This window comes from Streptomyces sp. BE20 (assembly GCF_036322525.1).
In the GTDB taxonomy this organism is placed as follows: Bacteria; Actinomycetota; Actinomycetes; order Streptomycetales; family Streptomycetaceae; genus Kitasatospora.
The window spans coordinates 57,393-78,150 of sequence record NZ_JAQYWW010001016.1 but is presented as its reverse complement, the minus strand read 5'-3'; the positions used below and the strand labels follow the sequence as shown (position 1 = coordinate 78,150).

Here is a 20,758-nt window from a genome sequence, read left to right as displayed (position 1 = left end):
GGCCCGGGCTCACCGCGGGTCCCCCGCCGCGCCGCCCGGCCCGACCAGCTCGCGGAACGCCTGCGCCCAGACCTCCATCGGGTTCGCCGTGCCGGGGGACATGACGTGCGGCCGGGTCATCCCGGCGAGGGCCGCGCCCAGCACCTGCGGCCGGACGTCGACGGCCGGATCGACGCCGAGCCGCTCGCCGGCGATCACCACCGCCCGCTGCGCGAGGACGTCGATCTGGATCACCGCGAAGTCGTGCACGGTCCGGATGTCGATGAAGCGCCGGCGCAGCGCACGGCGCCGCGCGGTGTGCTCGGCGGGCTCCTCGAACTGCCCGTCGGTGGTCCGCACGGCGTGCTCGAAGGCCGCCCAGAGTCCCAGCCCGGCCGGCGCCGCCGCGAAGGCGTCCAGCACCACCTGACCGAAGTCCAGGCCGAAGAGCAGCGCCTCCTTGCACGCGTAGTAGCGGAAGAAGGTGCGGTGGGCGACGTCCGCGCGCCGGCAGATCTGGTCCACCGTGGTGCCCTCGAAGCCCTGCTCCTCGAAGAGGTCGAACCCGGCTGTCCGGATCGCCTGCCGGGTCTGCGCCCGCTTGCGGTCGCGCAGCCCGGTCTCGGCCCCACTCGCCGCCACGGTGTCCGTCCCCTGCCCCTGCATACCTTGCTCGCCCCTCGTCGCGCCCGGTTCCCCCGGGCGTCCTGCGTGTCGGTCGTTCCCGTCAACTGCCGTACCGCATACGGCCTCGTCCGTACGCAATCACGGCGGACGCGGCTCGCTCAAGGCGAGCGCGAAGTCGTCGGCAGTTCGTCACGCGAAGTTTGCACAACTGCCAATTGGCAGTTGTGCCACTTCCGAAAGGTGGTCCCCGGCGACGTCCTCGGTGACGAACGCGGCGACGACCGGAACCCCGGCGTCCGCCCCTCGCCACCCCTCCCCCCCTCCGAGGAAGCACGGGAAACCATGAAGCGGCACACGCACGTTCTGGTGGCGACGGCCTGCACGGCCGCCCTCGCCCTCACCGCCGGCGCCTGTTCGGCCTCCGACGACACGGTCTCCGGCGACGGCGCGACCAAGGCCGCGGCCGTCGACGGCCCGGCCGTCGACGGCGGCACCCTGAAGATCGGTCTGGACCGCCCCTTCGCCAAGCTCGACCCGGCCGACTCCGCCCTCACGTCGATGCCCATGATGATCCTGACCAACGCGCTCTACGACCCGCTGATGATCAACGGCGACAACGGCGCCGTCCAGCCCCACCTGGCGAAGTCCTTCACCCCCAACGCCGACGCCACCGGCTGGACGCTCGACCTGCGCGAGGGCGTCACCTTCAGCGACGGCAAGCCGCTCGACGGCCAGGCCGTCGTCGACCACGTCACCCGCCTCTCCAAGCCCGAGGCCAAGTGCGCGTGCGCCGCCGACGCCGCCGCCATCGGCGGGATGGCGGTCAACTCCCCCACCTCCGTCGTCTTCACCCTCAAGGCGCCCAACGCCGCCTTCCCCAACCTGTTCACCCGCTCGCTCGGCTACGTGTCCGAGGCGCCCGCCGCCGCCGACAGCCCCGCCGTCGGCTCCGGCCCGTACACGGTGGAGAGCGTGCAGCCCGGCGTCTCGGTCACCCTCGCCCGCAACCCCTCCTACTGGGGCGCCAAGGGCCACGCCGACAAGCTGGTCTACAAGGTGCTGCCCGACTCCGACAGCCGCTACCAGTCGCTGCGCTCCGGCGACGCCGACCTGATCTGGACCGAGACGCCCGCCCAGTACAAGCAGGCCGCCGGCGACGGGCTGCGCGCCACCACCGGCCCCGGCTCCACCTCCACCGTCCTGTTCAACACCAAGGCCGCCCCCTTCGACGACCCGAAGGTGCGCAAGGCCGTCCAGTACGCGGTGGACCGCGAGGCGGTCGAGAAGATCGTCTACCTCGGCCAGGGCAAGGTCTCGGACGGCCCGATCGGCTCCACCTCCCCCTACCGCGGCGCCGCCGCCTACCCCGCGCACGACGCGGCCAAGGCCCGCGCCCTGCTCGCCGAGTCCGGGCACCCGGACCTCGCCTTCGAGTACCTGGTCGACAACCGGCCCGAGGGCCAGCAGCGCGCCACCGTGCTCCAGCAGATGTTCGCCGAGGCCGGCATCAAGATGACCATCAAGCCGATGGACTCCGCGAGCCTCGGCACCGCGATGTACCAGCGCCAGTTCCAGGTCATGGACTTCGTCACCAGCCTCTTCGGCGACACCGACACCGCCCTGGCCAGCCTCTACGGGACGAACGCCCCCTACAACTTCACCGGCTGGAACAGCCCCGTCGCCGGACAGGCGATCGCCGCCGGACGCGCCACCCTCGACCAGGACCGGCGGACCCGCTCCTACCAGGAGGCCGCGCAGGCCGTCGTCGACGAGGCCCCGATGCTCTTCCTCACCGAGAACCCGGTCGGCTTCCTCGCCTCCGCCAAGACCGGCGGCCTGCCCGACGTCTCCAAGCGGACCGTCGTCAGCGTCTCCCCCGCCGCCCTGTGGGTGAAGAAGTGACAGCCCGGACCCTGCGCGTCGCCGGGTGGGCCGGGCAGGCCGGACGGGCCGGCGCCGTCCTGCTGCTGGTCACCGTGGCCGCGCTCGCGCTGCCGCACCTGATGCCCGGCTCCCCCGCCCTCGCCGCGCTCGGCCCCACCGCCACCCCCGAACAGGTCGCCGCGTACGAGGCGACGCTCGGCCTCGACGAGAACGTCCTCACCGCCACCTGGCGCTGGATCGGGGACGCCCTGCACGGCGACCTCGGACACTCGCTCTCCACCGGCGCCGCCGTCACCACCGAACTCGCCGACCGCATCCCCGTCACCCTCGAACTCTTCGTCACCGCCCAGGTGGTGGCGCTCGGCCTGGCCCTGCCGGTCGCGCTCTGGTCCGCCTGGCGGCCCGGCGGCGCGGTCGACCGGATCGCCACCGCCGGCGCCTTCGTCTGGCTCGCCGTGCCCGGCTTCGTGCTCGGCCTGCTGCTGATCTGGATCGCCGCCGTCCAGCTGCGGATCCTGCCCGCCACCGGCTGGACCCCGTTCACCGAGGACCCGCTCGACAACCTGCGCCACCTGGTGCTGCCCGCGCTCACCCTCGGCCTCACCGAGGCCGCCGTCTTCACCCGCACGCTGCGCGGCCAGCTCATCGACACCCTCGACCAGACCTACGTCGCCGCCGCGCGCAGCCGGGGCATGGGCACCGCGCGCCTGCTGCTGCGGCGGACCCTGCGCCCGTCGTCGCTGCCGCTGGTCACCCTGGTCGGCATCGGCATCGGGACGTCGCTCGGCGGCTCGGTGCTGGTCGAGTCGCTGTTCGCCGTCCCCGGCGTCGGCAGCCTGGCCGCCGGGGCCATCAACGGACGCGACTTCCCGGTGGTCCAGGCGGTGGTGGTGGTCAGTGCCGTCGCCGTGGTGGCGGCCACCTTCGCGGTGGACCTGCTGTACCGCACGATCGACCCGAGGATCGCCCATGACCACCGCTGAACCCGTGACCGGCGCCGATGCCGTGACCACCGCCCACGCCGTGACCGGCGCCGATGCCGTGACCGCGGCGGAGCTCGCGACGGCCACCGGCGCCGGGCCCGCCGCCCCGGCGACCGCCCGCCCGGGCAGAGGCCACCCGCGCAAGGACCTGCCGCGCAGCGCCCGGCGGCGGCCGTCCGCCGGAGTGATCGCCGCCGGCGCCTGGCTGGCCCTGGTCGCGCTCGCCGCCCTGCTGCTGCCACTGCTGCCCGGCTTCGACCCGCTGCACGGCGACTTCGCCCACCCGTCCGCCGCACCCGGCCCCGGCCACTGGCTGGGCACCGACGCCGCCGGGCGCGACGTGTTCCAGCGCACCGTGGCCGGCGCCCGCGCCTCCTTCGCCGTCGCCGGCCTCACCATCGCCGTCGGCCTGCTCGGCGGCGGGGCCCTCGGGGTGGCCGCCGGCTGGTTCCGCGGCCCGGTCGACAAGGCCATCGGCTTCGTCACCGACCTGCTGATGTCCGTGCCCACCCTGATCCTGGTGATGATCGTGGTCGCCCTGCGCGGCCCCGGCCTCGCCGTGATCGGCACCCTGATCGGCCTGTTCACCGTGCCGCACTTCACCCGCGTGGTGCGCGCCGTCGTGCTCTCGCTCAGCGAGCGCGGCTTCGTCCAGGCCGCCCGGATGATCGGCACCGCGCCGCTGCGCATCCTGCGCCGCGAGGTCGTGCCGCACGTCGCGCCCATCGCGCTGACCTTCGCGTTCACCGCCACCACCGTCGCCATCGTCGCCGAGGGCTCGCTCAGCTTCCTCGGCTTCGGACTCCGCCCGCCGGAGCCCTCCTGGGGCGGCATCATCGCCGAGGGCCGGACCACCCTCGGCAGCGCACCGTGGATCTCGCTCGCCCCCGCGGCGGTGCTCTGCCTGACCGTCCTCGCCCTCAACTACCTCGGCGAGCAGCTCCGTTCGAAGGGAAGCCGCACATGACCGCCCCGGTCCTGGAGGTCCGCTCGCTCGACACCACCCTGCACACCCCCGACGGCCGGGCCCTGCACGTCCTGCACGGCATCGACCTCACCATCGACGCCGGCGAGTGCCTCGGCGTGGTCGGCGAGTCCGGCTCCGGCAAGTCCGTGCTCGCCCGGACCGTCCTCGGCATCCACCCCCGCACCACCAGGGTCACCTCCACCGGACAGGTCCTCCTCGACGGCGAGGACCTGCTCACCGCCGCCCCCGCCCGGCGCGCCGAACTCCTCGGCACCGGCGTCGCCATGGTCCACCAGGACCCGATGACCTCCCTCAACCCGGTCGTCCGGATCGCCGACCAGGTCACCGAGTCGCTCACCAACCGGCGCCGGCTCTCCCGCCGGGCCCGCCGCGAGACCGCCACCGAACTGCTCGCCGCGGTCGACGTCCCCGACCCGGCCCGGCGCGCCCGCGCGTACCCGCACGAGCTCTCCGGCGGCCTGCGCCAGCGCGTCGGCATCGCCGCCGCCCTGGCCGGCTCGCCCGCCCTGCTGCTCGCCGACGAACCCACCACCGCACTCGACGTGACCGTCCAGCGCACCGTCCTCGACCTGCTCGACCGGCACCGCGAGGACCGCGGCCTCGCCACCCTCCTGATCACCCACGACATCGGCCTGCTCTACGGACGGGCCCGGCGGATCGCCGTCATGTACGGCGGACGCGTCGTCGAGACCGGACCCACCGAGGCCGTCACCGAACGCCCCGCCCACCCCTACACCGCCGCGCTGCTCCGCTCGGTGCCGCGGGTCACCGGGCCGCTGCGCCGCACCCTCCCCGCCATCCCCGGCTCACCGCCGGACCTCTCCCGGCCGCTCCCCGGCTGCCCGTTCGCACCGCGCTGCGAGCGCGCGGAGACGGTCTGCACGACCGACGCGCCACCGGTCCACCGGGCCGGTCCCGGGCGGACCGCCTCCTGCCACTTCCCGCTCACCCCGTTGGAGAAGACCGTGACCGCCGCACCCGCCACGACCGCCACGGAGAGCGCCGCATGACCGCCGTCCTCCGGGCCACCGGGCTCTCGGTGGTCCACCGCACCCGCTCCGGACCGCTGCACGCCGTCAGCGGCGTCGACCTGGCGCTCCACGAATGCCGGACCCTCGCCCTCGTCGGCGAGTCCGGCTCCGGCAAGAGCAGCATCGCCAAGGCCCTGCTCCGGCTGCCCCCGCCCACCACCGGCACCGTCACCCTGGACGGCACCGACCTGGCCGCCCTCGCCCCGCGCGCACTGCGGGCCCTGCGGCCGAGGATGCAGATGGTCTTCCAGGACCCCATCTCCTCGCTCAACCCGCGCCGCACCGTCCGCGACCTGGTCGCCGAACCGCTGGACGCCCACCCGGACCCGGCCCGGCACCGCGCGGAGGTGGTGGAGCGGCAACTCGACGCCGTCGGCCTGCCGATCGGCCTGTTCGGCGACCGCCGGCCGGGCCAGCTCTCCGGCGGCCAGGCCCAGCGCGTCGCCATCGCCCGGGCACTCGCCGCCGAACCGCGCGTCCTGATCGCCGACGAGGCCGTCTCCGCGCTCGACGTCTCCGCCCAGGCCACCGTCCTCAACCTGCTCCGCCGGCTCACCGAGGAACGCGGCCTCGCCGGCCTGTTCATCTCGCACGACCTGGGCGTCGTCCGGGCGGTCAGCGACGACGTCGCCGTGCTCCAGCTCGGCCGGCTCTGCGAACAGGGCCCCACCGAGGAGGTGCTCGCCGCCCCCGCCCACCCCTACACCGCGGCCCTGCTCGCCGCCGTCCCCGAACCCGGCCGCCCGCTCGGGGAGACCGGCCTGCTCCCCGCCGACCCGCCGTCCCCGCTGGACCCGCCCTCCGGATGCCGCTTCCGCACCCGCTGCCCGTTCGCCGACGCCCGGTGCGCCGACGAGGTGCCGGAGCTGCGGGAGGTCGCGCCCGGGCGCACGGTCGCCTGCCACCGTCCGCTGCTGCCCTGAGCGCCGCTCGCCCGGGAGACCGCCCCGGGGCCCCGCCGGCGCCCGGCCTGCGGCTTCCCCCGGCCGCGTCCGCCACAACCTCGGCCCCGGGCACGGTCGGTGACAACCCGATAACATTCCGCCCGGGGCAGTGCATGCGAAGTGACGCGGACGAACCGGGGCGGAGCAGACGGCATGACGGTGACGAACAAGCACGGACCACCCGAACTTCCGGGCCTGTCGGAGCCGTCGGGCGCACCGGGGCCGTCGAGGCCGGCGGCCGTACCGGGGCCGACCAGCGTGCCGGGGTCGACGGCCGCACCTGGGTCGACGGCCGCACCGGGGCCGGTCGACGTGGCCGCCGAACTCACCCTGCGCTGCCTCGACCTGCTCGCCGACGTCTCCCGCACCGGCCGCCTCCTGCGGCGCGCCGAACTGGAGAGCCTGCGCAGCCTCGGCGAGCGCGGCGCCGAGGCCGGCCACGGCCTCCGCGACCTCGTCACGCACTGCCTCGGCGCCACCCGCCAGGCCTGGCAGACCCTGCCCGGACTCGCCTCCGCCGTCACCGCCGCCGAGCTGCGCCGCACCGGTGACGCCGTGCTCGCCGCCACCGAGGCCGCGCTGGGCGCGCTCGGCGAGGGGCACGAACGCGCGCAGCGGCTGGCGATGCGCCTGGAGGAGTCCAACCGACGGGAGTTCATCGACGACCTGCTGCGCGGCCGCGGCGACCTCGGGGTGCTCGCCGAACGGGCCGAGCGGTTCGGCGTGCGGCTCGCCGCCGGTTACACCGTCGCCGTCGCGGTCGGCAGCCACCCCTACGTCGACGGGCGGACCGGTATCTGCCGGATCCTGCGGGACCTGTGCGGCCGGTTCGACGAGCGGACCGTCCTGATCGTGGTCCGGGAGGGACGGCTGGTCTGCATCGCCCCCGACGGCGAGCAGGAGGTCCTCAAAGCCTTCATCGACCTCACGCTCCGCCCCGCACCCGGCCACGTCCCGGCGGTCCGGGTCGCGACCGGCCGCCGGCACTCCGGCACCGGCGGCGTCGTCCGCAGCTACGAGGAGGCGCTCAGCACCCTGGAGTACGCGGAACGGCTGGGGCTGCCCGCGAAGCGGCTGCGGGCCGAGGAACTGCTGGTCTTCCCGGTCCTGATGCGCGACCGCGCCGCCATGGCCGACCTGGTCCGCAACGTGCTCGGACCGCTGACCGCGGCCCGCGGCGGCGCGCGACCGCTGCTGGAGACCATCACCGTGCAGGCCGAGGCCGGCTACGTGAACGCCGAGACCGCCCGCCGGCTCGGCGTGAGCGTGCGCACCCTCGGCTACCGGCTGGAGCGCATCCGCACCCTGACCGGCTACGACCCCTCCGACGCGCTGCACCGCTACACGCTGGAGACCGCCGTGATGGGCGCCCGCCTGCTGGAGTGGCCGGCCCGGCCGCTCTGACCGCCCTGCGCGCGGTCGGCCGTGTGCCGCCCACCCCCCGCGCGGCCCGTTCCTGCGTGGCCGACCTCCGTACGGCACGCTTCCGACGTCCGGTTCCCCCCGATCGGTCCCGGACGTCCCGGGCCCACGGTCCGTTCCCGGGTGTCAAATGGCCGTCAAGATTGCCGGATCCTGGCAATGTGCGAACGGCCCTGCCCTGCCAGGATCTCCACGGCGCCCGGGGGGCCGGCGCCGCGAGGAGAGCCGGAGGGGCGAACGGATGCGGGGATTCTTCAAGGCCGCGCCGGGCTCTCCGATCCTGGTGACGGCCGTCGAGTACTGGGTGTCGGCCCTGCTCGGCGGCTTCGGGGCCGACGCCGCGCACGGGGGTCGCGACGTCGGCCGCCGCACCGGATCCGAATCCGGCGGTGCGGAGGCGTGCGTCGAGCCGTGTGCCGGCGACCAGGGGGACTGGGACGGTGACGCGTTCCCTCTCGTCGGCCGCGCCTGCGTGATCCTCCCCGGAGGCGCCACCGCCACCTCGGGCTGGGCCGAGACCAGCACCGACGACGGTGCCCCCGCCCTCCTGCCGGTCCGCACCGCGCCCGGCGACCCCGTCCTCCCGGCCGGCCGCACCGCCCTCCTCCACTCCCACGACACCGCGACCGGCGTCTTCCTGGTCTCCCCCCTCGACCTCACCGCGCTCTTCAGCTGACAGCCGGCCCGACCCGCGCAGCCCCCCGCCCCTGAGGCTCGGCGACCTCCTGCGCGCCGTCGGCGCGAGGGAGATCTGACCGCCCTTCCCGCACCTCAGCGGCGGGCGGCCGCGAGGAGGGCGGGGACGGTGGGGAGCTTGACTCGGGGGCGGCCGGCGGCCTGGCCGCGGGCGCGTTCGGCCTGCTCGATGGCGCGCAGGTGGCGCAGGCCGAGGGCGTCGGGGCGGCGGGTGCGGACCAGCCGGTCGAACTCCTTGCGGGTGCCCGTGGGCACCGGAAGCGCACGGGCGGCGGCGTCGTCCAGCAGGGCGTCCACGGTCTCCTGGGAACAGGCCCGGTTGGCGCCGATGCCGCCGGAGGGGCCGCGCTTGGCCCAGCCGACGAGGTACGCGCCGGGGAGCGGGCGGCCGGTGGCCGGGTCGAGGACGCGGCCGGCCCGGTGCGGGACGCTTCCGGCGGCCTCGTCGAAGGGGAGCCCGGGGACGGGAACGCCGCGGTGGCCGATGGAACGCACCACCAGGCCCGTCCGGAGCAGGGCGTCCGTACCGGCCAGCCGGACGGCCTCGACCCGCTCGGCCCCGGCGGGGCCGGTGCCCGTGAGGCCGGTGCCGACGAGCTCGGTGGGCGTGGCGAGGAAGCGCAGCACGATCCGCCGGCCGGGGCGCGGCGGGCCCGCGCCGTCGACGCGCTCCAGCGGAAGGCCCGCGAGCAGCGCCGCGCCCGAGCCCTCGGGGGCGTCCGCGAGGGCGGCCCGGACCTCGGGGTGATCGTCCACCACGACCTCGACGCCCGGTAGTTGGGTGAGGGCCAGGAACTCGGGCCCGGTCCACGCGGCGTGCTCGGGCCCGCGCCGGGCGAGCAGCACCACCTCGCGGATCCGGCTCCGGCGGAGCGCGGCGAGGGCGTGGTCGGCGATGTCGGTGGCGGCCAGCCGGTCGGGATCGGTGAGCAGGATCCGGGCGACGTCGACGGCGACGTTGCCGTTGCCGATGACGACCGCCCGTTCCGCGCCGGGACCGTCCGCGGCGGCGGCACCCAGGTCGACCGCGTCGGCCGGAACGGTCGGCTCCGCGTTGTACCAGCGGACGAAGGTGGTGGCGGGCAGGCTGCCGGGAAGGTCCTCGCCCGGGAGGCCGAGCCTGCGGTCGGCGGCGGCGCCGACCGCGTACACCACCGCGTGGTGGTGGGCGGCGAGTTCGGCGTGGGTGAGGTCGGCGCCGACCTCGACGTTGAGGTGGATCCGCAGGCGCGGGTCGTGGAAGACGGACGCGAAGCTCTCGGCGATCCGCTTGGTCGACTGGTGGTCGGGGGCGACGCCGTGCCGCAGCAGACCGCCGGTCACCGGAAGCCGGTCGATCATGGTGAGTTCGGCACCGGTGGTGCGCAGCAGCGTCTGGGCGGTGTAGCCGGCCGAGGGTCCGGTGCCGACGATGGCGACCCGCAGCGGCCCGGTGCCGAGGTCGAGGCCGGCGGGCAGGCTGCGGGGGAAGGCGGGCGTGCCCCAGGAGTGGTCGGAGGGGTGGTCGCGGAACCAGTCGCGGTTGAGCTCCCCGAAGACGGTGTCCGGCCCCGTCAGGCGGTCGACGGGGAAGACGGCGTCCACGGGGCAGGCGTCGGCGCAGGCGCCGCAGTCGATGCAGGCCGCCGGGTCGATGTAGAGCATGTCGGTCCGGCCGAAGTCGGGCTCGTCCGGCGTGGGGTGGATGCAGTTGACCGGACAGACGGACACGCACGAGGCGTCGTTGCAGCAGGTACGGGTGATCGCGTAGGCCATGGCGGAGGTGGGGTCCTCGCTGCGTGGGTTCCAGTGGGTTCGGGTGCGTGCGGGCCGCGCCGTGAACGGGCCGGGCCGTGTCTCAGAGCATGTCGACGCGGCGGTAGAGCGCCGCCGAGGCCCGGGTGAGCAGGCCGGTCTCGGCCAGGAAGGCCATCAGGTGGCGGCTGCTGGTGCGCATCATCGCCCGCCGGTGCCCGCTGGCCCGGGCCTCGGCCACCGCCCGGCCGACGTCCAGCCCGGCCGCCGCGTACACGCCCGGGTGGACCATGCTGCTGACGATGACGTAGGCCCCGGTCGCGATCCCCGTGGCGGCCGCCCGGCGGCGGGCGGGGCCCGCACCGCGCAGCCGTTCGCGGATCTCCTGGCGGGCGAACTTCATGTGCCGGGACTCCTCGACCACATGGATCCGGGACGTCCCCCGGACGATCTCCAGGACGTTCTCGCCGCGCATCCAGTCGCGCTGCATGACGTCCAGCACCTCTTCGGCCACCAGGATGCCGCCGTAGGCGAGTTCGCCCCGGGCGAGGGCCTTGAAGGCGCGGCCGGCCTGGGCGATGAGCCGGTTCGGCCTGTACTGCGGGACGCCCATCTTCTCGCAGGCCCGGGCGAACATGATCGAGTGCCGGCACTCGTCGGCGATCTCGGTGAGCGCGAAGCGGAACGCCGCGCTGGCGGGGTCCTTGAGGTACTGGTCGCGCAGCACCATCTGCTGGAGGATCATCTCGAACCAGATGCCGGTGGTCATGATCGAGCAGACCTCGTGCCGGGTGAGGACGACCCGCTGCTCCTCGGTCATCTCCGCCCAGAGCGCGGTGCCGTAGAGGGTGCTCCACTCCGGGTTGAGCCCGTAGTCCCCGGGCGGGAGCGGGGCGTCCCAGTCGATCTCGACGGCCGGGTCGTAGGAGAGCGTCGCGGCGGAGTCGAGCAGCCGCCTGGAGACGTCGTCGTCGGCCGCGGTGTGCGCGCTGCCGCGCGCGGTGGTGTGGGTGCGTGGCGCCGGGTGAGCCATGGCTGCCTCCAGGTGGATGCTCCGGGTGGGTGGCCTGCGCGGGATCCCGCCCGCCCCGCTTATTGACGGAGAGTACAATAAGAGCCCGCGCCCGAGAACCCCTTGCGCGGCAGGACACCGCCTCCCCGGCCGTGCGCCGCCCCGAGCCCCTCCCGCGCCCCCTCCCCCGCCCCTCCCGTACGTCGGCGGTCCCCCGGGCGGCCCTGTGGCCGGGCCCGCGAAACTGGCGGCCCCGGCCGGCCGGGGGATGATGGAGAGGTCCCAGGCCGCGCCCGAGAGGCGCCGGCGGAGGAGAGGAGCGGACCGGATGAGCGCGGCGGACGCCCTGCACCGTGGCCGATCGCCCTTCCTCGGCAGCGCGGCCGGAGCCCTGCTCGACGCGGACGGCCGCATCGTCGGCTGGACCCTGGAAGCCGAACGGCTGCTCGCCCTCGGCGCCGCCCAGGTCCGCGGCCGGCCCGTCCGGGAACTGCTCGCCGACCCGGCGGGGTGGCCCTCCCTGGCGGACCTCACCGAGCAGCAACGGCTCGACGGCTGGTCCGGCGCGGCGGAGCTCCGCTCCGGACGGGGCGAGGAGCTGGCGGTCGCCTACCAGGTGCTGCCGCTCGGCGGCCCGCCCACCGAGCCGTGCAGCTGCCCGCCCACCGGCCCGCGCGAAGACCTCCGCGACGACCACGACCGGCCCGACGCCCCCGCCCGGTACTTCGTCCTCGCCGCCCCCGCGACGCAGGTCGCCCGCTCGCGCCAGGACCAGGCGTTCACCCGCGAACTGTTCCTCCAGGACCGCGTCGGCCTCGCCGTCTTCGACGACCGGTTGCGGCTGATCCGCACCAACACCCACCTGCTCCCCTACAGCGGTCTCCCGCCGGACCTCCGGGGCCGCCGCCTCGGCGACTTCCTCCAGCCCCAGGACGCCGAGGCGGTCGAACGCGGACTGCACGAGGTGCTGCGCACCGGCCGGCCGCTGGTCGGCGCGGAGGAGCTGGTCCGCACCATCGAGGACCCGGCCGGCGGCGCCGTGATGGCGATCTCCGCGTTCCGGCTCCAGGCCCCGGACGGCCAGGTCATCGGGGTCACCGCGCTGTTCACCGACGTCACCGAACTGCACCGGTCCGGCGAACGGCTCGCGCTGCTCCACCGGGCCACCGCCGCCGTCGGTGGTTCGCTGTCGGTCTCGGCGACCGCCGAGGAGCTGGCGGCCGTCCTCGCCCCCGGGCTCGCCGACCTGGCCGTGGTCGACGTCGCCGAAGCCGTGTTCGTCGGCGAGGAACCGGCCCCGGGCCGGGACGGCCGCCTGGTGCTGCGCCGTACCGCCGTGGCCGTCACGCCGGGACCGAACGCGCTCCCGGCCCCACCCACCGGCGTCGCCGTCCAGGTCGACCCCGACGACCCGCCCACCCCCGCCGATCCCGCCGATCCCGCTGCCCCGGCCGAAGGCGCCGGCGTCACCGGCACGCCCGGCGTCGAGGCCCACGACGCCGGGGCGGGCGGAGCCGCAGCCGGGGCCGCGGCCGACACCCCGGCGGGCGTCCCGACCGAGATGACCGCCCCGATGCGCGCCGGCGGCAGCCTCCTCGGCCGGGTGACCGTCCGACGCGCCCCGAACCGGCCGCCCTACCTGCCCGCCGACCGCGAACTGCTGCGCGAGATCGCCGACCGGGCCGCCCTCGCCCTGGACAATGCCCGCCGCTACACCCGCGAGCACCGCGCCGCCGTCGGCCTCCAGCGCAGCCTGCTGCCCCCCTCGCAGGCCGAGACCGCCGCCGTCTCCACCGCCAGCGTCTACCTGCCGACCGACACCGCGAGCGGCATCGGCGGCGACTGGTTCGACGTGATCCCGCTGTCCTCCGCCCGGGTCGCCCTGGTCGCCGGGGACGTCGTCGGCCACGGGCTCGCCGCGAGCGCCACCATGGGGCGGCTGCGCACCGCCGTCCGGACGCTCGCCGACCTCGACCTGGAACCGGACGAGCTGCTGGTCCATCTGGACGACCTGGTCGCCCAACTGATGGTCGAGGCCGAACGGCCGGACGAGGAGGCCGACCCGGACGACCACCAGCAGGCCGTCCCCTTCGGCGCCACCTGCGTGTACGCGGTGTACGACCCGGTGTCGCGGCGCTGCGCGATGGCCTCCGCCGGGCATCCGCCCCCCGCCGTCGTCGCCCCGGACGGCGCCGTCACCTACGTGCCCGTCCGGCCGGGTCCGCCGCTCGGCGTCACCGGCCTGCCGTTCGAGGTGACGGAGGTCGAACTCGTCCCCGGCAGCCTGCTCGCGCTCTACACCGACGGGCTGATCCAGGGATACGGCGACGACCTCGACGAGGGCATGGCCGAACTGGGCCGCCGGCTCGCCGCCGTGGCCGGGCCCGGCCCCGCCGCCGGCGGCGCCGGCACCCCGTCGTTGCGCGACCTCGGCCGCGAGGTCGTCGCCGGTCTGCCCGCGCACCGCCTCACCGACGACGTCACGCTGCTGCTCGCCCGGACCCGGGCGGTACCGGCCGAAGCCACGGCGGGCTGGACCCTCGACACCGACCCGGCCGGCGTCGCCCGGGTCCGGGAGGCCGCCACCGGACAGCTCCGCGCCTGGGGCCTGGAGGACTTGGTGTTCACCACCGAACTGGTGCTGAGCGAGCTGGTCACCAACGCGATCCGCTACGCCGGCGGCCCGGTCGGCGTCCGGCTGATCCGCGCCGAACGCCTCACCTGCGAGGTCTCCGACCCCAGCGCCACCCAGCCCCGGATGCGCCGGGCCCGCCTCACCGACGAGGGCGGACGCGGCCTCTACCTGGTCGCCCAGCTCACCAACCGCTGGGGCAGCCGCTACACCCGACAGGGGAAGACGATCTGGGCGGAGCAGGACCTCCCCTGAGCGGACCTCCCCCGAGCGGCCTCCCGGCCGTGCCGCGGACACGCCCCCGATCCGACCAATGCGGGTCGGTCGCCGCCCTCGACCGGTGTGATTGGTGCTCTGATGTGCCAACTCACCCGTTAAGGAGAGACATGCGTACTCGCACCACCCTCGCCGCCTGCGCCCTCGCCGCCGCCGCGGTCCTCGCCGGCGGCGGTACCGCCGCGGCCGACTCCGTCGCCGAGGGTGTGGCCGTCGGCTCCCCCGGCGTCCTCTCCGGCAACCAGATCCAGATCCCCGTCCACATCCCGATCAACCTCTGCGGCAACTCGATCAACCTCATCGGGGTCCTGAACCCGGCCTTCGGCAACACCTGCATCAACGCCTGATCCGCCGTCCCGGACGCGGGTCCGCCCCTCGCGGGCGGGCCCGCGTCCGCGCGTCCGGCCCCGCCCGCGCGTCCGGCCCCGTCCGGATGGGCGCTCCCGGGTGGCTCGCACACGATGCACCGCCTCATGCTGGGGCGACGACCCAGCGAGGTGCTGATGTTCGACGAAAGCTTCGCCTTCCCCAAGAGCCTGCTGACGCCGACGGCCGGAGCCACCGGTCGCGGCGCGGTGATCGGCGCCGGCATCGCCGGCCTGGTCGCCGGCTACGAGCTCCAGCGCCGGGGCTACGACATCGTCCTGTACGAGCGGCTGAACCGCCCGGGAGGCCGTGTGCGCACCCACCGCTTCTGGGACGGCACGTACGCCGACCTCGGCGCGATGCGCGTCCCCGCGAACCACCACTGCATCCAGCACTACATCGCGGCGTTCGGGCTGCGGACCCGCCCGTTCGTCAACTTCAACCCCGCCGCCTACTACCACCTGCGCGGCCACCGCGTCCGCATCCGGGACGGGCGGTCGCTGAACTCCGTCTACGCGCTGCGCGCCGAGGAGCTCGGCGCCCCGCTCGACGTCCTGGACAGGCTGCTGAGGGCGGTGTGGAGCTCGCTGACCGCGGACCAGCAGCGGCGCCTGCTGGCCGGCCGGTGGGACGATCCCGCCCTCGACCGGCTCACCACCGTGTCGCTCTGGCAGTACGTCCACGAGCGGCTGTCGCCGGAGGCCTGGCACCTGCTGGGCCACGCCAGCGGCCTGGCGCACTACGAACAGTCGTGCCTGCTGGAGGTCCTCGTCGACTACTTCGGCCTGTTCCACCTCGGGCAGGTGGAACTCGTCGGCGGGATGGACACCCTGGTGCAGTCCTTCGTCCGGGCGCTGCGGCCGGGGACCCTGTGCCTGTCCACCCGGATCGACGAGCTCTCGCTGACCGGATCGGGCGTGCGGGTGCGGGGACTGCGGCTGGGCAGCCCGGTCTCCGACCGGTTCGACTTCGTGGTCTGCTGCGTCCCGGTGCCCGCGCTGGACCAGATCGTCTTCCGGCCCGACCTGCCGCACCACCAGCAGCACGCCATCCGCGGCATCAGCTACGCCAGCAGCACCAAGGTCCTGGTGCACACCCGACGGCGCAGCTGGGAGCTGGCGGACGGGATCTTCGGCGGCGGCAGCTTCACGGACATGCCGATCCAGCAGTGCTGGTACCCGTCGGACAACGCCCGCACGCTCGTGGACGGGACCGGCCCCGGGGGGAGCGCGCCCGGCGGGAACGGATCCGGCGGGAACGGCCACCGCGGCCACGGGCCCGGCATCGGCGGCTCCGCCGTCAGCGGCTCCGTCAGCGGCTCCGTCAGCACGAACGGCGACGGCCCGGCCGTTGGCCCGTACCTGGTCGCCCTCGACCCCGACCGGTCCCACGAGTCCGCGGTGCTCACCGGCGCCTACCTCTGGGGCGCCAACGCCCGCCGCTTCACGACCCTCCCGCAGCCCGACCGCGACCTGCTGGTGCTCAAGTGCCTGGAGCGGCTGCACCCCCTCATCCGCCACGACGTCGACGACATCGTGCACTGGAACTGGGACGACCAGATCGGCCTGGGCGGCGGCGCGTTCGCCCACCTCGCACCCGGCGAGCACATCCGCTACCTGCGCGGACTGGGCACCCCGCACCCGGCCGACGACCCGCGGATCTACTTCGCGGGCGAGCACCTGTCCGCCTCGCACGCGTGGATGCAGGGCGCCGCGCAGTCGGCCCTCGACGTGGTGCTCCGGGTGCTCGACCAGGGGAAGCGGTACGGCACCGCCACGGTGGGGAGCCGACCGTGACCGGCGGGCGCGTGGCCGGCGGCGTCGGCGGGACCGGCGGGACCGGGCCCGGCCGGCTGCGGCGCGAGGACCTCCGGTCGATCTTCGTCCCGGCGGCGGGCGGCACCGAACTGGTCGGGCTGGAGATCGAGAACGGCGTGGTCGACCCCGAGACCGGCCTCGCCGCCCCCTACGAGGGCGCGGGAGGGATCGAGGAGGTCCTGGAGACCGTGCTCGCCGAGTGGGGCGGCGAGCGCCGGACGGACGCCGGGCGGCTGACCGGCGTCGACCTGCCGGGCGGTGACCTCGTCACGCTGGAGCACGGCGGGCAGCTGGAGTACTCGTCCGTCCCGGTGGCCGGCCTGGCCGCGGCCGTGGACGGCACGCGCGAGGCGTTGGAGCGGCTGTCCGAGCTGGTCGGACGGTTCGGTCTGGCCCTGCTGCCGGGGGCGCGGCTCCCCTTCGACCGGGTGGACGCGATGACGTGGGTGCCGATGGTCCGCGGCGCCGTCATGCGGGACTACTTCACCCGGATCGGCGCGGCCGGGCGCGGGGCGCCGAGCGTCATGGCGCTCTCGCTGTCCGCCCAGGTGCACCTGGACTACCTCTCGGAGCGGGACTTCACCGAGAAGCTGCGGATGCAGATGGCGGCGTCCTCGACGGTCACCGCGCTGTTCGTCAACTCGCCTCTGCACGAGGGCCGTTCCAACGGTCTACTGTCACACCGCTCGCAGGACTGGCTGCGGATGGACCCGGGCCGCTGCGGCGTCATGCCGGCCGCCCTGCGGGACGACGTGGGCGCCGACGACGTCGTCGACTGGGCTCTCGGGCTCCCGATGATCTACCACCGGGGCTCGGACGGGGGCTACCGGCCGGCACCCGACCGGCCGTTCGGCGCGATCCTGCGGCAGGGCTTCGACGACGGCACCCTTCCGGCGTTCGACGACTGGGTCTCCCACCTGTCGCAGATCTGGACGGCGGTCAGGGTCCGCCGGACCCTGGAGCTACGGGCCGGGGACGGCCCGCCGTACCCGCACCTCGCGGCCGTCCCCGCGCTGTGGGTGGGGCTCAGCTACCACCCGCCGTCGCGGGCGGCGGCCTGGGACCTGCTGCGCCCCTACAGCGCGGCGGACCACCGGGCGGCGATGGCCGCGCTGCCGTCCGAGGGCCTGCGGACGGACCTCGGCGGCGACCGCGTCCACGACCTCGCGGCGGAACTGGTCCGGCTCGCCCGGGCCGGGCTGCGGGCCCGGGTCGAGGCAGGGCTGGAACCGCCGAAGGTCCTCGCCTACCTCGATCCCCTGGACGAGGTGCTGCACACCCGGAAGACGTTCGCCGAGCAGTGCGCGGACCGCTGGGAGGCCGACCTGCGGCGCGAACCCCGGCGCTACGTCGCGGCGTTCCGCGTCTGATCCTCCCCGCCGAAGCCGCAGGTCCGGCCGACGCGAGTCGGACCGGACCTGCGGAACGTGCGGTGTGCGGAACGGGCGGTGTGCGTCAGTGCCGGCGGCTCAGGCCCTGGTCGATCGCCGTGATCAGCTCACCGTTCGGGGTGTCCCCGTCGAGCGACCAGATCATGGCGCCGCCGAGACCCTCGTTGCGCACGTACGCGGCCTTGGCGCGGAGCACGGTCGGGTCGTCGTACGTCCACAGGGTGGTGCCGTCGAAGAGCCAGGCGTGGCCGTTCTTCTGGCCCCGGTACAGCTTGTACGTCCCCGAGTCGGCGAGCTTCTTCAGGAGCTTGTAGTCCTCGGTACCGGCCGTCCAGGTCGCCGGGGCGGGACCGGCGGCGGGCTGCCCGAGACCGTCGCCCCCTCCCGTGACCCCGGTCCAGCCCTGGCCGTAGAACGGCAGGCCGGTCACCAGCTTGCGTGCGGGGGCGCCCCGCCGCAGCCAGGCGTTGACGGTCTGGTCGACGCTGAAGTCGTTCCGGGCGTAGAGCGCGGACTGCTGGGCGGTGGTCTTCTCGCCGGAGACGTGGAAGTCGTAGCCCTGGAGGTTCACGAAGTCGAAGTCCCGGATGATCTTGGAGACCTCGAAGCCCGCGTCGATCTTGGCGGGGGCGGTGGGCACGTAGGCGCTCAGCTCGAAGTGCTTGCGGCGGGACAACGACTTCCCGTACGCGTCGATCTGGGTGCGGAACTCGTGGACGAGGGCGGTGAAGTTCTTCTTGTCCTCGGGGCGGATGCCGTTGCCGGGGGCGCCCTCGGAGCCGGGCCACTCCCAGTCGAGGTCGATGCCGTCGAAGAGCCCCGCGGCGGCGCCCGCGCCACCCCGGGCACCGTCGGCCGGCAGGTTGCCCTTGAGGTAGAGGTCGATGCAGGAGGCGACCAGCGCCTTGCGCCCGGCGGCGGTGCGCGCCGCGTCCGAGAAGTAGGCCGAGCCGCTCCAGCCGCCCAGCGAGATCATCAGTTTGAGGTCCGGGTGCTCGGCCTTGAGCTTGCGGAGCTGGTTGAAGTTGCCGGCCAGCGCCTGGCCGTCGGCGTCGGCCACGCCGTCCACCGACTCGGCCGCGCCGACCGGGCGGACGTAGTCGGCCCAGGTGTCGGAGCCGGGGCCGCCCATCTGGCAGGTGCCCGCCGAACCGACGTTGCCGAAGGCGTAGTTGATGTGGGTGAGCTTGTCGGCGGTGCCGCTCGTCTCCAGGTCCTTGACGTGGAAGTTGCGGGCGTAGACGCCCCACTGGATGAAGTAGCCGACCCGCTTGTACTTGAACCCGCCGGACCGGTCCCGGTCGCCCGAGTCCCGGGAGACGGCCGCCGAATCGGGGTCGGCCGCCATCGCGGCGGGCGCCAGCGGGACGAGGAGGCCGAGCAGGGCCGCGGCGGTTGCGCCGAGGGTCAGCCGGGTCGTGGATCTGTGACGCATGACGAGATCACCCCTTGTGCGGTGGGGGCCGCACGATCGTGGGAACGGAGGACGGCGGCAGGGAGACCACTGCCCCGAACGGTCCGTCGCGGGACGGACCGGGCCCGGAGGCCGTCACGTGCGGGGCGCGACGACTCAACAGGGGTAGGTCTAGACCTGTCAACCGGATCAGGCAAAGGTTTTGCAAACGCCGCACCCTGCCGGACCGATCGCCCCCGCACGACCCAAGTCCCGTAAGACCTGCCAGAATTGACGGCCAGTCCGATACTCCCGAGCCCGGGGTTGCCTACGGCACCGGCCCCCTGCGACGCGACCGTGACCGCAGGGGGCCGGACTCCCGGCCGGGCCCTAGACCGCCGGGTTGGCGAGTTGCTCGGCGAGCGGGCCGTACAGCTCGGGGCGACGGGTCCGCAGGAGGCCGAACTCCAGCCAGTCCCGGCACTGGTCGAGGTCGAGGTCGGCGACGAGGACGGCGGGCCGGTCCCGCGGGGCGCGCAGCACGACGCGGCCGTAGGGGTCGGAGATGAAGGAGGAGCCGTAGAACGTGGATCGGCCTTCGGTGCCGATCCGGTTGGGCACGATCATGAAGAGGGCGTTGGCGAGGCCGTTCGCGCTGATGGCGTGCTCCCACAGGGGCCGGGTGTCGAAGTCCGGCAGGTCCACCTCGGAGCCGATCGCGGTGGGGTGGACGAGGATCTCGGCGCCCCGGAGCGCGTAGGCGCGGGCGAGTTCGGGGAACCACTCGTCCCAGCAGGTGGGGAATCCGAAGCGGGCGCCCTCGTGGGCGACGACCGGGAACCCGCTGTCGCCGGGGCGGAAGCACAGGTCCTCGCGGTAGCCGGGGAACGCGGGGATGTGGTTCTTGCGGGTGCGGGCGATGATCCTGCCGGCGGGATCCACGCAGATCGCGGTGTTGTAGCCCAGGCCGCCGTCCCCGGCGCGCTCGTAGAGGGAGGCGTGGACGGTGATGCCGAGACCGGTGGCCAGTTCGGCGGCGAGGCGGGCGGTGGGGCCGGTCCCGACGTCCTCCAGATAGCGGTCCGCGCCGTCGGCCATCGGGTCGTCGGTGTTGCAGAAGTACGGGCTGCGGGTCAGTTCGGGCAGGCACACCACTCGCGCGCCCTGTCCGGCGGCCAGGGCCACGCCCTCGCGCAGCCGGGCGTCGTGCTCGTCCTGGTCGGCGTACCAGCGCATCTGGACGAGGCCGACGCGCAGCGGTTCGCGCGCGCCGGGCACGGTCCGCGCGGGTGAACCCAGCGGGGAGCCGTAGGAGGTGAGGAGGTCGTACGAGGTCACGGGCGGGTCGCCTTCGGGGAGGAGGGTGGGCTGGTGGTCCGCGGGTGCCGCGCACGGCATCCTGACTGGATTTTTAGTCAGAATGAGTCACGCAAAAGGATCAGTCAAGGGGTCTCCGGCCGGGACGGGGCAGGGCGAGCGGGGCGGCCCGCCCTCATTCCGGCGGCGGACCTCCTCGGCTACTCGTCCGAGGCCGAGCGGCTCGGCCGAGCGGAGGACAACCGAACGGGGACGCCACCGGTCCT

At 74.8% G+C, this 20,758-nt stretch carries 16 protein-coding genes; 11 read left to right on the top strand and 5 right to left on the bottom strand.

Annotation, left to right across the window (positions count from 1 at the left end):
• Positions 1 to 9: 9 nt before the first annotated feature.
• The gene (locus PUR61_RS26975; protein ID WP_329882015.1) at positions 10 to 621 is read right to left on the bottom strand and encodes a TetR family transcriptional regulator; all 612 of its coding nucleotides are present in this window, start codon (positions 619 to 621) and stop codon (positions 10 to 12) included.
• A gap of 327 nt (positions 622 to 948) precedes the next feature.
• Here PUR61_RS26975 and PUR61_RS26970 point away from each other — a divergent pair, with 327 nt between their 5' ends.
• The 7 genes from PUR61_RS26970 (at position 949) to PUR61_RS26940 (ending at position 8,534) form a co-directional block, all read left to right on the top strand.
• On the top strand, positions 949 to 2,508 hold the full coding sequence (locus tag PUR61_RS26970; protein WP_329882014.1) for an ABC transporter substrate-binding protein: 1,560 nt from the start codon (positions 949 to 951) through the stop codon (positions 2,506 to 2,508).
• Positions 2,505 to 3,473, top strand: a complete 969-nt coding sequence (locus tag PUR61_RS26965; RefSeq protein ID WP_329882013.1) for an ABC transporter permease — start codon at positions 2,505 to 2,507, stop codon at positions 3,471 to 3,473. Before PUR61_RS26970 ends, PUR61_RS26965 begins: the two co-directional genes overlap by 4 nt.
• The gene (locus tag PUR61_RS26960; protein ID WP_329882012.1) at positions 3,460 to 4,440 is read left to right on the top strand and encodes an ABC transporter permease; all 981 of its coding nucleotides are present in this window, start codon (positions 3,460 to 3,462) and stop codon (positions 4,438 to 4,440) included. Before PUR61_RS26965 ends, PUR61_RS26960 begins: the two co-directional genes overlap by 14 nt.
• Entirely contained in the window at positions 4,437 to 5,471 is a 1,035-nt protein-coding gene (locus PUR61_RS26955) for an ABC transporter ATP-binding protein (RefSeq protein ID WP_329882011.1), read from the top strand. The genes PUR61_RS26960 and PUR61_RS26955 overlap by 4 nt, the downstream gene beginning before the upstream one ends.
• Complete coding sequence (locus PUR61_RS26950) at positions 5,468 to 6,415, top strand: ABC transporter ATP-binding protein (RefSeq protein WP_329882010.1); 948 nt, start codon at positions 5,468 to 5,470, stop codon at positions 6,413 to 6,415. Before PUR61_RS26955 ends, PUR61_RS26950 begins: the two co-directional genes overlap by 4 nt.
• Positions 6,416 to 6,589: 174 nt before the next feature.
• Positions 6,590 to 7,840 carry a helix-turn-helix domain-containing protein gene (locus PUR61_RS26945; protein ID WP_329882009.1) on the top strand — a complete coding sequence of 417 codons (1,251 nt, stop codon included), beginning with the start codon at positions 6,590 to 6,592 and terminating at the stop codon, positions 7,838 to 7,840.
• 259 nt (positions 7,841 to 8,099) lie between these two features.
• Positions 8,100 to 8,534 carry a hypothetical protein gene (locus PUR61_RS26940; RefSeq protein ID WP_329882008.1) on the top strand — a complete coding sequence of 145 codons (435 nt, stop codon included), beginning with the start codon at positions 8,100 to 8,102 and terminating at the stop codon, positions 8,532 to 8,534.
• 95 nt (positions 8,535 to 8,629) lie between these two features.
• Here the strand turns inward: PUR61_RS26940 and PUR61_RS26935 are convergent, their stop codons facing one another.
• Entirely contained in the window at positions 8,630 to 10,309 is a 1,680-nt protein-coding gene (locus PUR61_RS26935) for a 4Fe-4S binding protein (protein WP_329882007.1), read from the bottom strand.
• Between the two features lie 82 nt (positions 10,310 to 10,391).
• Positions 10,392 to 11,321, bottom strand: a complete 930-nt coding sequence (locus tag PUR61_RS26930) for an AurF N-oxygenase family protein (RefSeq protein ID WP_329882006.1) — start codon at positions 11,319 to 11,321, stop codon at positions 10,392 to 10,394.
• A gap of 307 nt (positions 11,322 to 11,628) precedes the next feature.
• On the opposite strand from PUR61_RS26930, the gene PUR61_RS26925 reads away from it, so the two are divergent.
• From PUR61_RS26925 to PUR61_RS26910, 4 genes are all read left to right on the top strand, one after another.
• Positions 11,629 to 14,187: a SpoIIE family protein phosphatase gene (locus PUR61_RS26925; RefSeq protein WP_329882005.1), complete on the top strand. Its 2,559-nt coding sequence runs from the start codon at positions 11,629 to 11,631 to the stop codon at positions 14,185 to 14,187.
• A gap of 131 nt (positions 14,188 to 14,318) precedes the next feature.
• Complete coding sequence (locus tag PUR61_RS26920) at positions 14,319 to 14,555, top strand: chaplin (protein WP_329882004.1); 237 nt, start codon at positions 14,319 to 14,321, stop codon at positions 14,553 to 14,555.
• Positions 14,556 to 14,681: 126 nt separating this feature from the next.
• Positions 14,682 to 16,370, top strand: a complete 1,689-nt coding sequence (locus PUR61_RS26915) for a flavin monoamine oxidase family protein (RefSeq protein ID WP_329882003.1) — start codon at positions 14,682 to 14,684, stop codon at positions 16,368 to 16,370.
• Positions 16,367 to 17,761, top strand: a complete 1,395-nt coding sequence (locus PUR61_RS26910) for a glutamate-cysteine ligase family protein (protein WP_329882002.1) — start codon at positions 16,367 to 16,369, stop codon at positions 17,759 to 17,761. The genes PUR61_RS26915 and PUR61_RS26910 overlap by 4 nt, the downstream gene beginning before the upstream one ends.
• 85 nt (positions 17,762 to 17,846) lie before the next feature.
• On the opposite strand, the gene PUR61_RS26905 is transcribed toward PUR61_RS26910, so the two are convergent.
• Positions 17,847 to 19,217, bottom strand: coding sequence for a glycoside hydrolase family 18 protein (locus tag PUR61_RS26905; protein WP_329882001.1), 1,371 nt, complete (start codon positions 19,215 to 19,217; stop codon positions 17,847 to 17,849).
• 348 nt (positions 19,218 to 19,565) lie between these two features.
• A complete protein-coding gene (locus tag PUR61_RS26900) occupies positions 19,566 to 20,513 on the bottom strand; it encodes a nitrilase-related carbon-nitrogen hydrolase (RefSeq protein ID WP_329882000.1) in 948 nt (315 codons plus the stop codon).
• Between the last annotated feature and the right edge of the window lie 245 nt (positions 20,514 to 20,758).